The organism is Oceanicola sp. 22II-s10i (genome assembly GCF_002210105.1).
In the GTDB taxonomy this organism is placed as follows: Bacteria; Pseudomonadota; Alphaproteobacteria; order Rhodobacterales; family Rhodobacteraceae; genus Pseudooceanicola.
In genome coordinates this window covers 543,257-560,522 of record NZ_AQQU01000001.1, presented here as the reverse complement: position 1 = coordinate 560,522, position 17,266 = coordinate 543,257, and the positions used below count along the sequence as shown (strand labels likewise).

The 17,266-nt window shown below is 61.8% G+C and carries 13 protein-coding genes and 1 tRNA gene; 7 read left to right on the top strand and 7 right to left on the bottom strand.

Annotated features, from left to right (window positions below; translation table 11 throughout):
* Positions 1–11 precede the first annotated feature (11 nt).
* Positions 12–692, top strand: a complete 681-nt coding sequence (locus ATO6_RS02855; RefSeq protein WP_088622419.1) for a hypothetical protein — start codon at positions 12–14, stop codon at positions 690–692.
* Positions 693–914: 222 nt separating this feature from the next.
* Here the strand turns inward: ATO6_RS02855 and ATO6_RS02850 are convergent, their stop codons facing one another.
* The 6 genes from ATO6_RS02850 to ATO6_RS02825 form a co-directional block, all read right to left on the bottom strand.
* The gene (locus tag ATO6_RS02850; protein ID WP_088622418.1) at positions 915–1,478 is read right to left on the bottom strand and encodes a recombinase family protein; all 564 of its coding nucleotides are present in this window, start codon (positions 1,476–1,478) and stop codon (positions 915–917) included.
* A 601-nt stretch (positions 1,479–2,079) separates the two neighbouring features.
* A complete protein-coding gene (locus tag ATO6_RS02845; RefSeq protein WP_088622417.1) occupies positions 2,080–3,354 on the bottom strand; it encodes an HNH endonuclease in 1,275 nt (424 codons plus the stop codon).
* 299 nt (positions 3,355–3,653) lie between these two features.
* The gene (locus ATO6_RS02840) at positions 3,654–4,304 is read right to left on the bottom strand and encodes a hypothetical protein (RefSeq protein WP_088622416.1); all 651 of its coding nucleotides are present in this window, start codon (positions 4,302–4,304) and stop codon (positions 3,654–3,656) included.
* Positions 4,291–4,713 (bottom strand): hypothetical protein, encoded by a 423-nt coding sequence (locus ATO6_RS02835; RefSeq protein WP_088622415.1) that lies wholly within the window; start codon positions 4,711–4,713, stop codon positions 4,291–4,293. Before ATO6_RS02835 ends, ATO6_RS02840 begins: the two co-directional genes overlap by 14 nt.
* A gap of 1,171 nt (positions 4,714–5,884) precedes the next feature.
* Positions 5,885–7,258 carry a site-specific integrase gene (locus ATO6_RS02830; RefSeq protein ID WP_088622414.1) on the bottom strand — a complete coding sequence of 458 codons (1,374 nt, stop codon included), beginning with the start codon at positions 7,256–7,258 and terminating at the stop codon, positions 5,885–5,887.
* A gap of 83 nt (positions 7,259–7,341) precedes the next feature.
* A tRNA-Leu gene (locus ATO6_RS02825) sits at positions 7,342–7,427 on the bottom strand.
* Positions 7,428–7,588: 161 nt separating this feature from the next.
* On the opposite strand from ATO6_RS02825, the gene ATO6_RS02820 reads away from it, so the two are divergent.
* A complete protein-coding gene (locus ATO6_RS02820; RefSeq protein WP_088622413.1) occupies positions 7,589–8,572 on the top strand; it encodes a complex I NDUFA9 subunit family protein in 984 nt (327 codons plus the stop codon).
* Here the strand turns inward: ATO6_RS02820 and ATO6_RS02815 are convergent, their stop codons facing one another.
* On the bottom strand, positions 8,573–9,373 hold the full coding sequence (locus tag ATO6_RS02815) for an undecaprenyl-diphosphate phosphatase (RefSeq protein ID WP_088622412.1): 801 nt from the start codon (positions 9,371–9,373) through the stop codon (positions 8,573–8,575).
* A 228-nt stretch (positions 9,374–9,601) separates the two neighbouring features.
* Between ATO6_RS02815 and ATO6_RS02810 the strand changes: the two genes are divergently transcribed.
* The 5 genes from ATO6_RS02810 to gltB all read left to right on the top strand — a co-directional run bounded on the left by ATO6_RS02810 (position 9,602) and on the right by gltB (position 16,972).
* On the top strand, positions 9,602–11,038 hold the full coding sequence (locus tag ATO6_RS02810; protein ID WP_088623382.1) for an NAD(P)-dependent oxidoreductase: 1,437 nt from the start codon (positions 9,602–9,604) through the stop codon (positions 11,036–11,038).
* Positions 11,039–11,161: 123 nt separating this feature from the next.
* Positions 11,162–11,584 carry a GFA family protein gene (locus ATO6_RS02805; RefSeq protein WP_254919053.1) on the top strand — a complete coding sequence of 141 codons (423 nt, stop codon included), beginning with the start codon at positions 11,162–11,164 and terminating at the stop codon, positions 11,582–11,584.
* Entirely contained in the window at positions 11,581–12,024 is a 444-nt protein-coding gene (locus tag ATO6_RS02800; RefSeq protein ID WP_254919052.1) for a GFA family protein, read from the top strand. Before ATO6_RS02805 ends, ATO6_RS02800 begins: the two co-directional genes overlap by 4 nt.
* Positions 12,021–12,437, top strand: a complete 417-nt coding sequence (locus tag ATO6_RS02795; RefSeq protein ID WP_088622409.1) for a GFA family protein — start codon at positions 12,021–12,023, stop codon at positions 12,435–12,437. Before ATO6_RS02800 ends, ATO6_RS02795 begins: the two co-directional genes overlap by 4 nt.
* Positions 12,434–16,972, top strand: a complete 4,539-nt coding sequence (gltB, locus tag ATO6_RS02790; RefSeq protein WP_088622408.1) for a glutamate synthase large subunit — start codon at positions 12,434–12,436, stop codon at positions 16,970–16,972. Before ATO6_RS02795 ends, gltB begins: the two co-directional genes overlap by 4 nt.
* Positions 16,973–17,266: the final 294 nt, after the last annotated feature.

The following is a 17,266-nucleotide window of genomic DNA, read 5'->3' as shown; positions in this document are numbered from 1 at the left end:
AGAGAAGTTTGATGGACCTGCCTGGGACATTTGTGTGGACTAGATACGGAACAGAAGCGGGTCAGTCGTTCGACGAAATCCTCGAGCGGAAAGAGCAGGAGCGAGCCGCGAACGGCGGCGTCTTTCTTTGGGGCATTGGGAACAGTGTTGCTGCGTCGCTTGGGGCGTTGCTGGAGAGTGACGCGCGGCCGAAGGTTCTCTTCAGCCCAATCAAATCGGCGCCGCGCCAGCAAGACGTCGAGCCTGACGAGGTCGCGGTGTGGGCACGGGCCTACGCCCCCGACGGAAGGAGCTTCAAGCTTCCGCAGCACTCGTTTGTCACGAGCCGTTTTCACGCGAAGAAGAAGAAGCACTTCGCGTTGGTCTGCGGATCAGACGTTCCACTGACGCTGGTTCAAGACGGCCCTACCATAGCAAAGTCGTCGCTGGTCAACGCTCGTAGTGGCAATCAACTTGGGTCATCGCAGGTGACGGCGATCGTCCGGCGGGCTAGGGAAGCCGAAACTGAAAGCGGTGGCTACCGCGTGACGATGGCGTGCGACTTAGTTTATCCCTTTGTGGTAACGCTAGAGGTTCCATGTATTGTTCGATCCGGCTACGAAGGCGTATCGGATGCTGTCCAGCGAGCCAACGACTTTCAAAGCTACGACAGACAGGCGGAACAGATGACATTTGGATTCCCGATAAGTTAAGGCTCGTCAGGCCAGCGTGTGTCGGTCGGTTCTAGCGTTACTTCAAGGGGTCGGTGTGTCGTCATGTAGAAGTGGCTTCCACGACTTCGTCTCGCTCGCCATAACATGATGGGCACTCCGGTCGATTTTGTTGGGCGCGATGCGCAAATGGCAGTGCCAAATGGCATCACGTTCAACAACACCTAGCCTTGAATGAGTGCGACTTTGTCAGCGGTAGCTCTCCTACAAGAATCGAGCATTTTTGTCGGCTAATATCCGGTGCACTGATCTCTCGGAAATGCCGAGACGCTGCGCTACGGCTTTCTTTCCAACGCCTTCTCCGACAAGTTTTCTGACGTCGGCCGCCTTCATCATGGCGGTAGGCTTCCGGCCCTTGTACTTCCCTTCTCGCTTCGCTTTGGCGATGCCTTCCCGTTGCCGCTCCAACATCATCTCCCTTTCAAACTGGGCCACAGAGCCGAGCACGTTCAGCATCAGCTTGCCGGTCGCGTTAGAAGAGTCCAATCCAAGGTCCAAGATGCGCAGACCTATCCGCCTCGCATCCAGACCCTCCACGAGCTCGCCAAGGTGGCGCACCGAGCGAGCCAGACGATCCAGCTTGCAGACTACCAGGGTGTCCCCTTCGCGGCAGAAGCCCAGAGCCTCGCTGAGCGCCTTCCTGGTGGCCACCGAGCTCACCTGCTCCGTCCACACCCTTTCGCAGCCTGCCGCTGCTAGGGCCTCCTGCTGGGCCTCCAGGCCTGCCTTCTGTTCAAGTGTCGATGTCCTTGCGTAGCCGACCAGCATGGTCTGCCCTCCTATGTGCCATTGATGTCTAGGATGTTGCGGCAGGGTGTCTGCCAAAAGCCGATCACGACTTCATTGTCAGCACAAAGCGCCACCGCTGAGGTGTGCCACAGGGGCAAGGCCTATTGGCAATATCGTCGCGCTGCAGGAGGTCCCTACCCACAGAGAATTTTTCGCCGCCGGAAGGGGGTGGGGGTAAGAAAGAGGTGACTTCAAAAAATCGAGCTATTGTTGTTCTTATGATTGTCGGCCTGTCACCGTTGTCCCGATACTGGGTCGATGAAGGTCACTTTCGGTTCGCATGCTGGGATTTCTGGACCGATCCTTTCACTGTCCATTAACCACGCTGCTGGCAGACTGTCGGCATGAAAGCACGTGATAATCCGATAGTCTTACGAACGGGCCGAGAGGTCCGCCTCGAATGGGCTGACCTGGTGGTCTTGGTGATCCTACGTCCGGACGGATACGAGGTCGGGCAGTTCGTGGCTACATGGCGTGCAAGGCGCCTTGAAGTTGAGCGCCTGGTGGCAGGGCATATCTCGACGCTGCGAAGTTGAATACCAAGCACAGAACCTGAGGCAACCCGACCCATAGGTAGAAATTAGTTTTTGAGGACAAATTCCCGGTGAAACGCCAGGTATGGCAATTGCTCGTCCCTGAATGATCCATAGCAGCGGTCTAGTGCGATGCCCCAAGCCTGTAGGGTGTCCGCATCCGCATCAGGTGACACAAGCAGCTGGCCGCAATCGGTGAAGCTGATGAAACCCTGATCAAAGAGGTGGTCGACGTGCGGGCTGAGCAGAAGCCCGTTGTTCCCATCTAACTTCTCGAAGTTCGTGGAAGACCGCCACGGCTTGATGTGGCTGGCACGTAGGTGGCGTCGGTTGGCCACTCCGGTGATCCGACACGCGTTCTCGAAGTTCTCCAAGTTTTGCCGGTAGATGCCTTGCCCGCGCCGCGACCTAACCAACTGCACCTTCTCAGTCTCATCTAGGTCCGTTCGGTTCCGGAGCTCGGCTTCGACCTTGTCTTCGGCTGCCTGGATGGCCTCATCTTGATCGACAGTATCGCTACCGCTAGCGTGGCTGATCTCTTCCCAACGTGAGCCTAGGAGGTCGATTATCGCCTCTGCCATCTCCGTCGGTACCGCTGCGAGATATGCGCCTTGGTTTCCGTCTCCGCTGTGCCGAATGGGCGAGTACTTTGCCGGAAGGGTCGGAGACAGGAGGCCCATATGGTCCTTGGGACGTAGGGGGCTACTGAGGCGCGTGAAATCAACGGAGAGGCGCCAGCCTTCATCACCCCATGCGTCCCCAGCCGAACCAAACTCGCCCGGCTTCGGTGCCAAGATCGCAGGAGCGCTGCAGATGCCAACTGCCTTGATCGCGCCTCCCGCAAAGGCGAACACTACGTCGCCGGGACGTACGCGTTTCATGTTCTCATAGAACTCGTTGCGCCCCCCATCGCTTCGAGTCCTCGGCGACCAGAGGTAGTTCCCACCGATCTCATGGGCGAAGGTCTGCTTGTTGTTGACCCACCAGTACGCATAGCCATCTCGAGAGATGTTGCTGGTCTTAGGTGGTGTCCAGAGAACTTCCGATGCCTGAACATCGAAGCCCAACTCGCGAAGTGTCTTCGCTACCGTCGCCTCTCCTCCGGTGAACTCGATCGAGGTCAATGCACTACGTCCGGCCCCTGAGTAACCATGTGCGGCGCCAATGATGGCCTTCGAGTCGTAGTGTTTGCCGTCGTGCAGCAGGAAATATGTCCGGGATTGCCCGAAGCCATAGCTCCGTAGGAATGCCGGCCTGCCGAGCCGGTCAAACTCCTCAACTGCGCTAAGGACTGCTCTGCGATCGATGTCTGACAATGCCAAGCCGACCTCCCCTCGTTCCGCCAATGGAGCTAGTGAAAACGATTTGGACGGGGCATTCAATTCGGTAGGACGACTTGGTCGGGTTGACTCGCAAACGCGGCTACAGACACGCCCGCCAAGGGGCGACGACCCCACCCCGAGACTCGTCCAAGGCCGAGAAGGGGGTGGGGGTTCTGAGGAAGGACTTCAAAATTCCGGGTCATTATTAGTGTTATTGTTGTCCATCCTCGGGGGCGTTGCATCTCGGGGCGAGTGACCAACCTTCAAATCCCTTTTGCCCAACTAGTGCCTTTAGCTAGTCAGGCGGCCAACCCCAGTTTCTCCTCTACTACGTATGATGACGACGCTTCATGCGGCAGCACGCCCGTGGCCGGCTCTTCGGCCATTCCACGCACGACTCGAACTACACCAGTTCCCCAGGTCTTCTTGCAGTAGGCGTGTGCCGCCTGACTGATCGTCACGTAGGACGCCGGGCAACGCCTGTAGAAGAGATGCCGATCGGCCGGTGATGCCCTCAGCAGATGTGGATTGGTCAAGATGCTTCTGAGGGCTGCATCGCCACCCCTGGCGTCGTCGACTAGCCGCTTCATGAAACCAAGACGTTCACCTGGAGGCATGGAGTACAGCATCTCTGCGAGGTCTCGGGCGCGCCGCAATGCGATGTAGTTGGTTCTCCGGACGCTGGGGCTGCAGGATGAGTTCTTCGGGTTGCGTTCCCTATCGGCTACCTGGTGGGACTGTTTCCTACATCTCGGAGAGCAGAACTTTTGGTTGGCTTTGAGCCGATAGAACGTAGTGCCACAGCATAGGCAGTCGACTTCGTCACCGGCGCTCGCGTGCCCGTCACTGGCATCGGCAGGACGAGCTGGCTTTTTAATCCTCACGGCAGCCAGGCGCTCCGCGACGAAGGAGATGACGACGGCCCCCGTGTTCTCGTCAATGGCGTGCATGTGAAGCTTTCCGTTCTCTATAGTCGCGAATAATCACCGTCGGATTGGCAGTGTAGTAATCATCGATGTCCTGGACGCCGAGGACTTCGAGGAGGTCGTGGTCACGGAAGCCATGTACGGCTTCATAGAGACGCTTGCAGTTTGATCGGAGGGTGGAGCCAATCCCTTTCAAATTTGGAAAGTCACGCATCATCTTTGCGTGTCGTTCTTTCGTGGAGGGATGGTCCGTGGCCAAGCTACTGAGGTAGCAGCCGATTTCGAGGTAATAACGCAGTTCGGGCTTGGAAAGCTTCCTATGGAGGTTGACCTGTTTAATCGCGTTCTCAACGGCGCCGCATTCAAAGCTGACCGGAAGGATCGGGACGCATATGAGTGCGCTGGGGCTATTGCTTTCGAGGTTCATTTTCATTCGATTATTCCTTAGTTTGTTGGGTTGTGATGGGCCGACCCTGCCGCCATGCGCATGGTGCCTGCGCGACGGAGCGCGGCAGAGTCGGTAGGGAGTGTTTCAGGGGCTGGGCCGCTGCACCGGAGGAGTGTGCGGGTTCCCAAAGGTCAGGCGTGATCTTCTCGTGTGATGGCCACGGAGATTGCTTCGCCTGGTCGGAAGCGATCCGTGCGTTCATCAACTGCAGTCGAGCAAGCCTGCAGAAACAAGATGACGAAACAGGGTGAAGGAATGATCGTTGAGCGACGGCCTTTCGGCTGACCGCGGCCTTAAAGCGGAGCAGTTCAAATCCATGAAAGGTAAAAGCACGCCGCGCTATCGTGCAACCGATGGACGAATGGTTAACCGCCACTCACCGGATGGCTCCTTCTATTGTGTACACTTGTTGTCCGCGTGCGGACGAAGTGCATAGTCGGAGAGCGTTGGATGGTCCCTTCGTTTTCGTACCGTTGAAGTCCGCCCTGCAACGTCGGGAGCTGGTTGGTCCTTCTACATAGTACCGCTGAAGTCCTCCCGCGGTCTGTTTAAGTGCGGATGGTCCCTTCTACATCGTACCGAGATTGTCCTGCGCCGGAACTTCGCGTGTATGAGGATGATCTAACGATATGAAAGTTTAGCATAAAAGAGCTTCAGCCTGCCGGCCTTGCTTGGACAAGTCAAAAGGTCCGAACGCACTGCAGTCGCCATGTACTCCAATAACCGGCGCATCTGACGTGCGTGACGGAGGTTAGAATCCCTTTCGAAGTCGAAATCATCGATGGAGTGCAACATCTCCATAAATCCATTGTGACACCGCCACAGGACCAATTGCACTAAACAGCATATGCTGACGACGGTCTCTGTCAGCTCTTCTTGGTCCGGTAATCGGTTAACGAAGGCCGCGGCCTCATCTCGTTTGCAGAATGTCGAAGCAAGCCTTCCGCAGGCGCGCCCACGACCTCACTGAAGTGCTTAAGAGCCCTGTGGGCGTGAAGAGGGCCATCGGCGGCTTCATGGGCCCACACGCGAACTATGAGGGCCTCTGTGGAGGACTTTGCCCAGTCGGTTGTAGGCCGGCGTTCAAAGGTCGCCATCAGGGCGGCGTCGGGGATTGTCCTATAGACCTGGGCGTTGAGGCCGTAACCGTTCGTATTCACCAAGACCAGTTGTCCGGAAAGTCGAACCTTATCGTAAGGAGCGCCTCTTGAAGCTCTTCCAGGCCGACTGCGCTGCCGTACTGAGCAGAAGCCGTACGTTCATCCGAATGGCCGAGGAGCGCCAACTCAACACGCTCCCCTACCTTGGCTTTTCTCAACGCGTCTTTCATGTTGTGGCGCAGGCTGTAGATAGTATGTTTCGGGTCGTTGGTGACCTTGCGGAGCCGCCGGCGGGCAACCTGGCTGAAGTTATCGTGGCACTTGCCTGCCGCGTATCTTTGGAAGATGGGTGAGTCTGGGGCCGTTGTTTCCTTCAGTCTTCGGGCAACGATCAGAGCTGGTCCGACGAGGGGTACGGACCGAACGCGGGATCGAGTCTTTAGCGACCTGAGTGCGTTGGGGCGAACAGCGAAGTGGGGAACTGTGCCATCCAGTTCTAGATCGCTGGCCAGCAAGCCCAGCACTTCAGCGTTCTGAGCGCCGGAGTGGTGGATCAAGGTCCAGATATCTAGGAGGAGCTGTGTGCCTTCCAGCTCCCTGTACATCGCCACTATCACGTCTGGTGGTAGCGGATGGCGTTTATCTATAGCGGACACTTGCTCCTTCGCAAACTCAAGCCGCTGAAATGGGTTGCTCGTGTTGATCTCATGCTCACGAATGGCCAGAGAGAACACAGCCTTCACGTCATTAATGCAACGTCTGGCCGAAGCAGTCTGCATTCCTCGCTTTAGAAGGTTGTCTCTGAGTGTTCTAGCGTCTTCCCTCCCCACCTTCGAGATCGGGATGTCCTGACCGGTGACATTCAACAAATCATCCAGGATTCGTTTCAGACGCTGCTCCTGCTTCTTGCGTTTGTGATCATCAGGCTCTCTTCGTTCGATGCTATAGAAATCGAAAGCCTGGGTAATCGTCAGATCGGTTTTCACTTTGCCTGTACCGCCAAGGAGTGCCAGAACCATCGCATTGTCCTTTCGGCTAACATCCTCGGCATCAGGAATTCCCGTCTCCGGGTTGGCATAGTATCTACTGAGGATTCGGTCAGCTTCCTCAGCTCGTGCTAGCTTTTCGTCCTGGCTTCGGCCGGCGGAGTAGGGGTCAAGCTTCATCTCGCGGAACTGCGCCTCGATGCCCTTGCGTATCGTGGCTAGTTCACTTGCCTCGCTGAGCGGCCGTGTGGATCGCAAGAGCCGTTCGACGTGGTCGTGATAGGGCCCGTAGGCCTTGAGGGCTTCGCGCTCGTTGCGGCCCAGAACTTTGACGATTTCTGCTTTGCCCAGAACTGGCTGTAACGGCTTCGGGACGCGACGCCGGTACTTGTAGGTGCCGTTCTGCTCTAGACGAACGTGTTTAATCACGAACACCCTAGTCATAGCTTTGTGGACCTAAATGTGGACCTGTGAGGCCCGCTAGTCGCAGAAAGCCGATTAAAACCAATATGTTAGGCATAGTACGATGGTGCCCAGGAGAGGACTCGAACCTCCACGGCCTTGCGGCCACTGGCACCTGAAGCCAGCGCGTCTACCATTCCGCCACCTGGGCACAGGTGGTGTGAGGCGTGCATCTATCTGCGCCCCGGTTTGGTGTCAACGGGATTCGGACGAGTTTTTCACCCCCTGAACAGGATGGATGGCTTATCACCTTGCCGCAGGCGCACAGCGCGGCTAGGAAACAGGGGAATGTCAGCCGACGGAGGGCGAAAGATGTCCAAACTGGTCACCATTTTCGGCGGATCCGGGTTCGTCGGACGGTATATCGCGCGACGCATGGCCAAGGATGGCTGGCGCGTTCGGGTCGCCTGCCGCCACCCGAATGACGCGATGTTTGTCCGCACCTATGGCGTCGTGGGACAGGTCGAGCCGGTCTTCTGCAACATCCGTGACGACCAGTCCGTGCGTGCCGTGACTCACGGGGCGGATGCGGTGGTGAACTGCGTCGGGACCTTCGACGCGCGCGGCAAGAACAACTTCGACGCCGTTCAGGCCGAAGGCGCTTCGCGGATCGCGCGGATCGCGACCGAGCAGGGTGTGAGCAACCTCGTCCACATCTCGGCAATCGGTGCGGATGCCGATGCCGAAAGCGACTATGCCCGCACCAAGGCCGAGGGCGAGGCGGGGATTCTCAAGCATTTCCCCGGTGCCGTCATCCTGCGGCCGTCCGTGATTTTCGGGGCCGAGGACAACTTCTTCAACCGCTTCGCCGGAATGGCGCGCCGGATGCCCGTGCTGCCGCTGTTCGGCGGCGAGTCGCTTTTCCAGCCGGTCTACGTCGATGACGTCGCCGCCGCAGCCCAGCTGGGCGCCGAAGGCAAGGCCGCGGCCGGTGTCTATGAGCTGGGCGGACCCGATGCCGAATCCTTCCGGGACCTGATGAAGCAGATGCTCGAAGTGGTCCAGCGCCGCCGGCTGGTCCTGAACCAGCCGATCTGGCTGGGCGGTGTCCTTGCCACCGTGCTGGACGGGTTGTCCTACGTGTCGCTGGGGCTGTTCAGCAACTCGATCCTCACCCGCGATCAGGTCAAGCAGCTTGGCAGCGACAACGTGGTCAGCGAAGACGCAAAGGGCTTTGCCGATCTGGGGATCGAGCCGATGTCGCTCGAGGCGGTCCTGCCGGATTACCTGTGGCCCTATCGCCCGTCCGGGCAGTACGCCGCGATCAAGGATTCGGCCCGCAACCTCAAGGTCTGATCAGTAGGCCCAGATCAGCAGGCCGATCCCGAGGACGATCCGGTAGATCACGTAGGGCGTGAAGCTGACCGTCCGCAAAAGGCGCATCATCAGGCTCAGCGCGACCAGCGCCGAGCCGAAGGCCAGCACGGCGGCGATGGCGCCGTTGCGGGCGGCGGCCATGTCGGCATGGGCCGCGACCTCTCCGAACAGCAGCGTGGCGCTGGCGATGATCGTCGGGATCGACATCAGCATCGACAGTTTCGCCGCGTCCTGACGGGTGTATCCGAGGAACAGCGCACCGGTGATCGTCGCGCCCGAGCGCGACGTGCCGGGGATCAGGGCGATCGCCTGCCAGAGACCCATGATGACCGCGTCCTTCAGGGTCCAGTCGGTGTCCAGCTTGTCTTCGGGCGGGTCGCGGTCGGACCACCAGAGCACGATGCCAAAGATCAGCATGGTCCAGCCGATCACCTTGGCCGAGCGCATCGCGTCGTCGAGGCCGGTGAGTTTCAGGGCGAGGCCGAAGAGGATGACCGGAACCGTCGCGACGGCCAGCAGGAAGGCAAGGCGCGATCCGGGGGTGTCGATGCGCCCGGTCAGCATGCGGGGGATACCCGCCAGCCCCTCGGCCACATCGCGCCAGAAATATAGGATCACGGCGCCCAGGGTCCCTACATGGACGGCGACGTCGATCAACTGCCCCTGGTCCTGCATCCCGGTCAGTTTCGGCAACAGGATAAGGTGCGCCGAGGAAGAAATCGGCAGAAACTCCGTCACCCCCTGAATGACGGCGAGGAGGAACAACTCTAGGAGTGACATGCGCGATTTGCCTCTGGCAGTGTTTCGCTAACCCCTACACCCATCGGGAAAAAGGGGGAAGAATCCTGATAGGTAAACTAGGCTGTCCTAATTTTCGCTCAAAATGGGTGCGGAATGCGTCCGAAGGGCTGACTTTTCTTTATATAGGTCACAATAACTGACTTTTATTTCCGTGGACGATTGCGTAAGCAAACGCGACTGTAGCGATTCCGACGGAGTGTGACCGCCGTGGCCAAGCAACCGATGCTCAAGTTCGTAACGATACCCCGCGACATGCCGCAAAAGCGTGACGCGAGTGACCGGACGGGCGATTTCGACGAGATCTATGCCGAATACGCGGCGCAGAAGGCCGAGGAGCAGTCGGCGCGGTGCAGCCAGTGCGGCGTGCCCTATTGCCAGAGCCATTGCCCGCTGCACAACAATATCCCCGACTGGCTGCGCCTGACGGCGACGCACCGGCTGGAAGAGGCCTATGAGGTCAGCCAGTCCACCAACACCTTCCCCGAGATCTGCGGCCGCATCTGCCCTCAGGACCGTCTGTGCGAAGGCAACTGCGTGATCGAACAGTCGGGCCACGGCACCGTCACCATCGGCGCGGTCGAGAAATACATCACCGATACGGCGTGGGAAAAGGGCTGGGTCAAACCCGTCACCCCCGCGATCGAACGCGATCAGTCGGTCGGCATCATCGGGGCGGGCCCCGGCGGGCTGGCGGCGGCGGACATGCTGCGGCGCGCGGGCGTGCAGGTCACGGTCTATGACCGCTACGACCGCGCGGGCGGGCTGCTCACCTACGGCATCCCCGGCTTCAAGCTGGAAAAGGACGTCGTCATGCGGCGCATCGACCAGCTGGAGCAGTCGGGCGTCGAGTTCGTGATGAACTGCAACGTGGGCGAGGACCTGACGTTTGATGCGATCCGGGGCAAGCACGACGCGGTGCTGATCGCCACGGGCGTCTACAAGTCGCGCGATCTGGGCGGGCCGGGCTCTGGCGCACAGGGCATCGTCAAGGCGATCGACTATCTGACCGCGTCTAACCGGGCGTCGAACTTTGGCGACACGGTCGAGGAATTCGAAAGCGGTGAGCTGAACGCCAGCGGCAAGCGCGTCGTGGTCATCGGCGGCGGCGACACCGCCATGGACTGTGTGCGGACCGCGATCCGGCAGGGCGCGCTAAGCGTGAAGTGCCTCTATCGCCGCGACCGGCTGAACATGCCCGGCTCGCAGCGCGAGGTGGCGAATGCCGAGGAAGAGGGCGTCGAATTCGTGTGGCTCTCTGCCCCGATCGCCTTCTCGGGCGACAGCGTCAGCGGCGTGACGGTGCAGAAGATGCGGCTGGGCCAGCCCGACGCGACGGGCCGCCAGGCGCCCGAGGTGATCGAGGGTTCGGATTATGTCGAGGACTCGGATCTGGTGATCAAGGCGCTGGGCTTCGAGCCCGAGGACCTGCCCAAGCTGTGGGATACCGACGGGCTGGAAGTGACCCGCTGGGGCACCGTCCGGGCCGAGTTCGGGACCGGCAAGACCAGCCTCGACGGTGTCTACGCGGTAGGCGACATCGTGCGCGGCGCGAGCCTCGTTGTCTGGGCAATCCGGGACGGGCGCGACAGTGCGCAGGCCATCCTCGAGTATCTCGACGGCCCCAAGGCGATGGCCGCCGAATGAGGGAACCGACGTAGGATCTGCGTCGGTATTACATCGGTATCGCGTCGGTGCGGACCCCGCGGTGCCACAAGGCTTCGGAAAGGCGCGGGTCGGGCTGGCTGACCCATCACGGAGGACATGGCGATGAGCGAGAGAACGGGCGGGTGCATGTGCGGCGCTGTGCGGTTCACCGCATCTGACGTGCCCGCGCAGTTCGGCATCTGCCATTGCGAGATGTGCCGTCGCTGGAGTGGCAGTGCCACCCTGAGCGTTTCGCTGCCGGAAGCCTCCGTCGAGTGGACCGGCGCCGCGCATATCCGGGCGCTTCAGAGCTCCGAGGATGCCGAAAGAACCTGGTGCGACCGCTGCGGTTCGGGGCTCTATTATCGCCCGGTCGAGGGACCTGCGCGATTGGTGCTGTCGCTGGGCCTGTTCGACGATCCCTCGGGTTTCGCGCTGCGGGACGAGATCTTCATCGACTGCAAGCCGGACAGCTACGCGTTCGTGGGCGACCATCCGCGCCGGACGCGGGCGGACGTGATGGGACCCGAGGAGGTGTCGTCATGAGCGAGAGAACGGGCGGGTGCATGTGTGGCGCCGTGCGGTTCACCGCATCCGACGTGCCCGACGAATACGGCGCCTGCCATTGCGAGATGTGCCGCCGCTGGGCCGGGTCGGCGTTTCTTGGCATCACCGTGCCGGGCAAGGGCATCGTCTGGACCGGCGAGGCGCAGATCAAGACGCTGCAAAGCTCGGACTGGGCGGAGCGCGCTTGGTGCGGGCGCTGCGGCACGGGGCTCTATTACCACGTCACTGCCGATGGGCCGATGTCCGACAACTATGAACTGCCGATCGGGATCTTCGACGATGCCAGCGGCCTGACGATGCGGCGCGAGATCTTCATCGACCAGAAGCCGGACAGCTTCGCCTATGCGGGCGAGCATCAGTTGCTGACCCGCGCCGAAGTGCTGGCGAAATACGGTGTGACGCCGGAGGGCGGGCTGTGATCGAGGGCCGGTGCCTCTGCGGTGCGGTGCGCGTGCGGACGGAGCGCCTGTCGGACGAGATGTCCGCCTGCTTCTGCACGAACTGCACCCGCTGGGGCGGCGGGTTCCAGATCGGTCTGAATGCGATGGCGGATGTCGAGGTCACCGGGCCCGTCAAACGCTACCGCGCCGCGCCGTTCGCCGAACGGGCCTGGTGCGACACCTGCGGGTCGTCGCTATGGCTCAAGGACGACGACGGCCCCTATGAATTCTGCCCCGGCCTGTTCGCCAATGCCGGCGGCGCCGAGCTGAACCACATCGTCTATGCCGACCGGATGCCGGTTGGCTTCGACTTCAAGAACGTGTCCGACCGCGTCACCGCGGCGGACTATGAACGCGACAACCCCTTTGTCCCCGAAGGAGACATGCCATGACCAAGTATGATCAAGCCTGGGTGCGTGAGCAGGAAGCCAAGCGCATGTGGATGGCCGAGAACGGGATGTTCTCCTTCGAGGACGAGAAATCGTCCTGCGGGGTCGGTCTGGTCGTGTCCATCGACGGCAAGAAAAGCCGCAAGGTCGTGGAAAGCGGCATCGCCGCGCTCAAGGCGATCTGGCACCGCGGCGCGGTCGATGCGGACGGCAAGACGGGCGACGGCGCGGGCATCCATGTCGAGATCCCGGTGCCGTTCTTCTACGACCAGATCAAGCGCACGGGGCACGAGCCGCGCAAGGGCGAGCTGATGGCGGTCGGACAGGTCTTCCTGCCCCGCACGGATTTCGGCGCGCAGGAGACCTGCCGGACGATCGTGGAAACCGAAGTCCTGCGGATGGGCTATTACATCTACGGCTGGCGTCACGTGCCGGTGGATGTGTCGTGCCTTGGCGAAAAGGCCAACGCGACCCGGCCCGAGATCGAGCAGATCCTGATCTCTAACGCCAAGGGCGTGGACGAGGAGACGTTCGAGCGTGAACTCTACGTCATCCGCCGCCGGATCGAGAAGGCGGCGCAGGCGGCAGGGATCGCGCATCTCTACCTCGCCTCGCTGTCCTGCCGGTCGATCATCTACAAGGGCATGATGCTGGCCGAGCAGGTGGCGGAGTTCTATCCCGACCTGCAGGACGAGCGGTTCGAGAGCGCCTTCGCGATCTACCACCAGCGCTATTCTACCAACACCTTCCCGCAGTGGTGGCTTGCTCAGCCGTTCCGCATGCTGGCGCACAACGGCGAGATCAACACGCTCAAGGGCAACGTCAACTGGATGAAGAGCCACGAGATCCGCATGGCCTCGGGCACGTTCGGAGAGCTGGCCGAGGACATCAAGCCGATCATCCCGCAGGGCTCGTCCGACAGCGCCGCGCTGGACGCGGTGTTCGAGGTGCTGGTTCGCGCCGGCCGCTCCGCGCCGATGGCCAAGACCATGCTGGTCCCCGAAGCCTGGTCCAAGCAGGCCGAGGAACTGCCGCAGGCGTGGCGCGACATGTATTCCTACTGCAACGGCGTGATGGAGCCCTGGGACGGCCCCGCCGCGCTGGCGATGACCGACGGCCGCTGGGTCTGCGGCGGCCTGGACCGCAACGGCCTGCGCCCGATGCGCTATGTCGTGACGGGTGACGGCTTGCTGATCGCGGGCTCCGAGGCGGGCATGGTGCCGTCGAATGAAGCGACCGTGCGCGAGAAGGGTGCGCTCGGGCCGGGTCAGCTGATCGCCGTCGACATGAAGAAGGGCAAGCTCTACCACGACACCGAGATCAAGGACAAACTCGCCAAGGCGCTGCCGTTCGGCGAGTGGGTCGGCAAGATCAACGATCTGGAAGAGACGCTGGGCGGCGTGACCGAGATCCCTCTGTTCGAGGGCGGCGAACTGCGCAAGCGGCAGATCGCGGCGGGCTTTACCATGGAAGAGATCGAGCAGGTGCTCGCCCCCATGGTCGAGGACGCCAAGGAGAACGTCGCCTCGATGGGTGACGACACGCCCTCCGCGGTGCTGTCGAACAAGTATCGCCCGCTGAGCCACTTCTTCCGCCAGAACTTCAGCCAGGTGACGAACCCGCCCATCGACAGCTTGCGCGAATACCGCGTGATGAGCCTGAAGACGCGTTTCGGCAACCTGAAGAACGTGCTGGATGAATCGAGCGCCCAGACCGAGATCCTCGTGCTGGAAAGCCCCTTCGTCGCCAACGCGCAGTTCGAGGAGCTGAAGAAGAACTTCAACGCGAACCTCGTGGAAATCGACTGCACCTTCCCGGTGACGGATGACGACGACGCCCTGCGCAAGGGACTGGAGCGGATCCGCGCCGAGGCCGAAGAGGCCGTGCGTTCGGGCGGCGGGCACATCGTGCTGACCGACCAGCATCAGGGGCCCGATAAGGTGGGGATGCCGATGATCCTCGCCACCTCCGCCGTGCATTCCTGGCTGACCAAGAAGGGCCTGCGCACGTTCTGTTCGCTGGGCGTCCGCTCTGCCGAATGCATCGACCCGCATTACTTCGCGGTGCTGATCGGCTGCGGCGCGACCATCGTGAACGCCTACCTCGCCGAGGACACCATCGCCGACCGGATCAAGAAGGGCCTGATCGACGGGACCCTGACCGAAGCCGTGGCGCGCTATCGCGAGGCGGTGGATCAGGGTCTGCTCAAGATCATGTCCAAGATGGGCATCTCGGTCATCTCGTCCTATCGCGGCGGCCTGAACTTCGAAGCCGTGGGACTGTCCCGCGCGATGGTGGCCGAGTACTTCCCCGGCATGACCTCGCGCATCTCCGGGATCGGCGTCAGCGGCATCCAGTGGAAGGTCGAGGAAATCCACAAGAAGGGCTGGCTGGGCGGTCAGGACGTCCTGCCGATCGGCGGCTTCTACAAGGCGCGCAAATCGGGCGAGACCCATGCATGGGAAGCGCAGACGATGCACATGCTGCAGGCGGCTTGCAACCGTGCCTCCTATGAGCTGTGGAAGCAGTATGCCGCGCGGATGCAGGCGAACCCGCCGATCCACCTGCGCGACCTGCTGGCGATCAAGCCGCTGGCCAAGCCGGTGCCGATCGAAGAGGTCGAGTCCATCACCTCGATCCGCAAACGCTTCGTGACGCCGGGCATGTCGCTGGGCGCCCTGTCGCCCGAGGCGCACAAGACGCTGAACGTCGCGATGAACCGGATCGGGGCCAAGTCCGACTCGGGCGAGGGCGGCGAGGATCCGGCACACTTCGTGCCCGAGCCGAACGGCGACAACCCGTCGGCCAAGATCAAGCAGGTGGCGTCGGGCCGGTTCGGCGTGACGGCGGAATACCTCAACCAATGCGAAGAGCTGGAGATCAAGGTCGCGCAGGGCGCCAAGCCCGGCGAAGGCGGCCAGCTGCCCGGCATGAAGGTCACCGACCTGATTGCGCGGCTGCGGCATTCGACCAAGGGCGTGACGCTGATCTCGCCCCCGCCGCACCACGACATCTACTCGATCGAGGACCTTGCCCAGCTGATCTACGACCTCAAGCAGATCAACCCGAACTGCAAGGTGACGGTCAAGCTGGTGGCGTCCTCGGGCGTCGGCACCATCGCGGCGGGCGTGGCCAAGGCCAAGGCCGACATCATCCTGATCTCGGGTCACAACGGTGGCACCGGGGCCTCCCCGGCCACCTCCATCAAGTTCGCGGGTCTGCCGTGGGAGATGGGGCTGACCGAGGCGCATCAGGTTCTGGCGATGAACAACCTGCGCGAGCGGGTGACGCTGCGCACCGACGGCGGTCTGCGGACCGGGCGTGACATCGTCATGGCCGCGATGATGGGCGCCGAGGAGTTCGGGATCGGCACCGCCGCCCTGATCGCCATGGGCTGCATCATGGTCCGTCAGTGCCAGTCGAACACCTGTCCGGTGGGCGTCTGCACGCAGGACGAGTCGCTGCGGGCCAAGTTCACGGGCAACGCGGACAAGGTGGTCAACCTGATCACCTTCTACGCCACCGAGGTGCGCGAGATCCTCGCCTCCATCGGTGCCCGGTCGCTGGACGACGTGATCGGCCGTGCCGACCTGCTGCACCAGGTCAGCCGCGGTGCGGATCACCTCGACGATCTGGACCTGAACCCGCTGCTCATCACCGTCGATGGCGCGCATGACATCGTCTACAACCGCGACAAGGAGCGGAACGCAGTGCCCGACACGCTGGACGCGGAGATCGTGCGCGACGCCGCGCGGTTCCTGAAGGAAGGCGAGAAGATGCAGCTGTCCTACGCGGTGCAGAACACGCACCGCACGGTCGGCACGCGGACGTCGAGCCACATCGTGCGCAAGTTCGGCATGCGCAACGCGCTGCAGCCGGATCACCTGACGATCAAGCTGACCGGTTCCGCCGGGCAGTCGCTGGGTGCCTTCGCCGCGCCGGGCCTCAAGATCGAGGTTCAGGGCGAGGCGAACGACTATGTCGGCAAGGGCCTGTCGGGCGGCACCGTCGTGGTGCGTCCGTCCATGTCCTCGCCGCTGGTCGCCGCCGAGAACACGATCATCGGCAACACGGTGCTCTATGGTGCGACCGACGGCTTCCTGTTCGCCGCCGGGCGCGCGGGCGAGCGGTTCTGCGTGCGGAACTCGGGCGCCAAGGTGGTGATCGAGGGCTGCGGGTCGAACGGCTGTGAATACATGACCGGCGGGGTTGCGGTGATCCTCGGGTCCATCGGCGCCAACTTCGGCGCCGGGATGACCGGCGGCATGGCCTATCTCTACGATCCCGAGGGCAAGGCCGAGGGGCTGATCAACCACGAGACCGTCCTGACCTGCAAGGTCGAGGTGGATCACTGGAAGACCCAGCTGGAAACGCTGATCGAACGGCATCTCGAAGAGACCGGTAGCCGGAAGGCGGCCGAGATCATGCAGAACTGGGATGTGGAGAAGGACAACTTCCTCCAGATCGTGCCGCGCGAGATGCTGAACAAGCTGCCGTATCCGGTCACGCTGGAACAGGCGGCGATCCCGGCGCAGTAGCGCCTGGCCTGATGGACAGGGAGGGGGCGGTGGAAACACCGCCCCTTTCGCTTGTGCGGGTGCCGGTTCCACCGTTGCCTGGCCGGGTGCCCTGCCCGACCCGGCGCGGAATCAAGGCGAAGCCGCCGCGCCTAGCGCCTGCCCGTCCCTGCGGGTAGGCGCTTTGTCACCCGCGCATTGACCTTGGGGTGAGGCGGTATGTGGTCGGAATAAGGCGCGCCGTTCAGTCCTTGCAAGCGCCCACCCACGGGCAGGCGCGTTGTCATCCGCGTGATGACCTCGGGCCGAGGATGC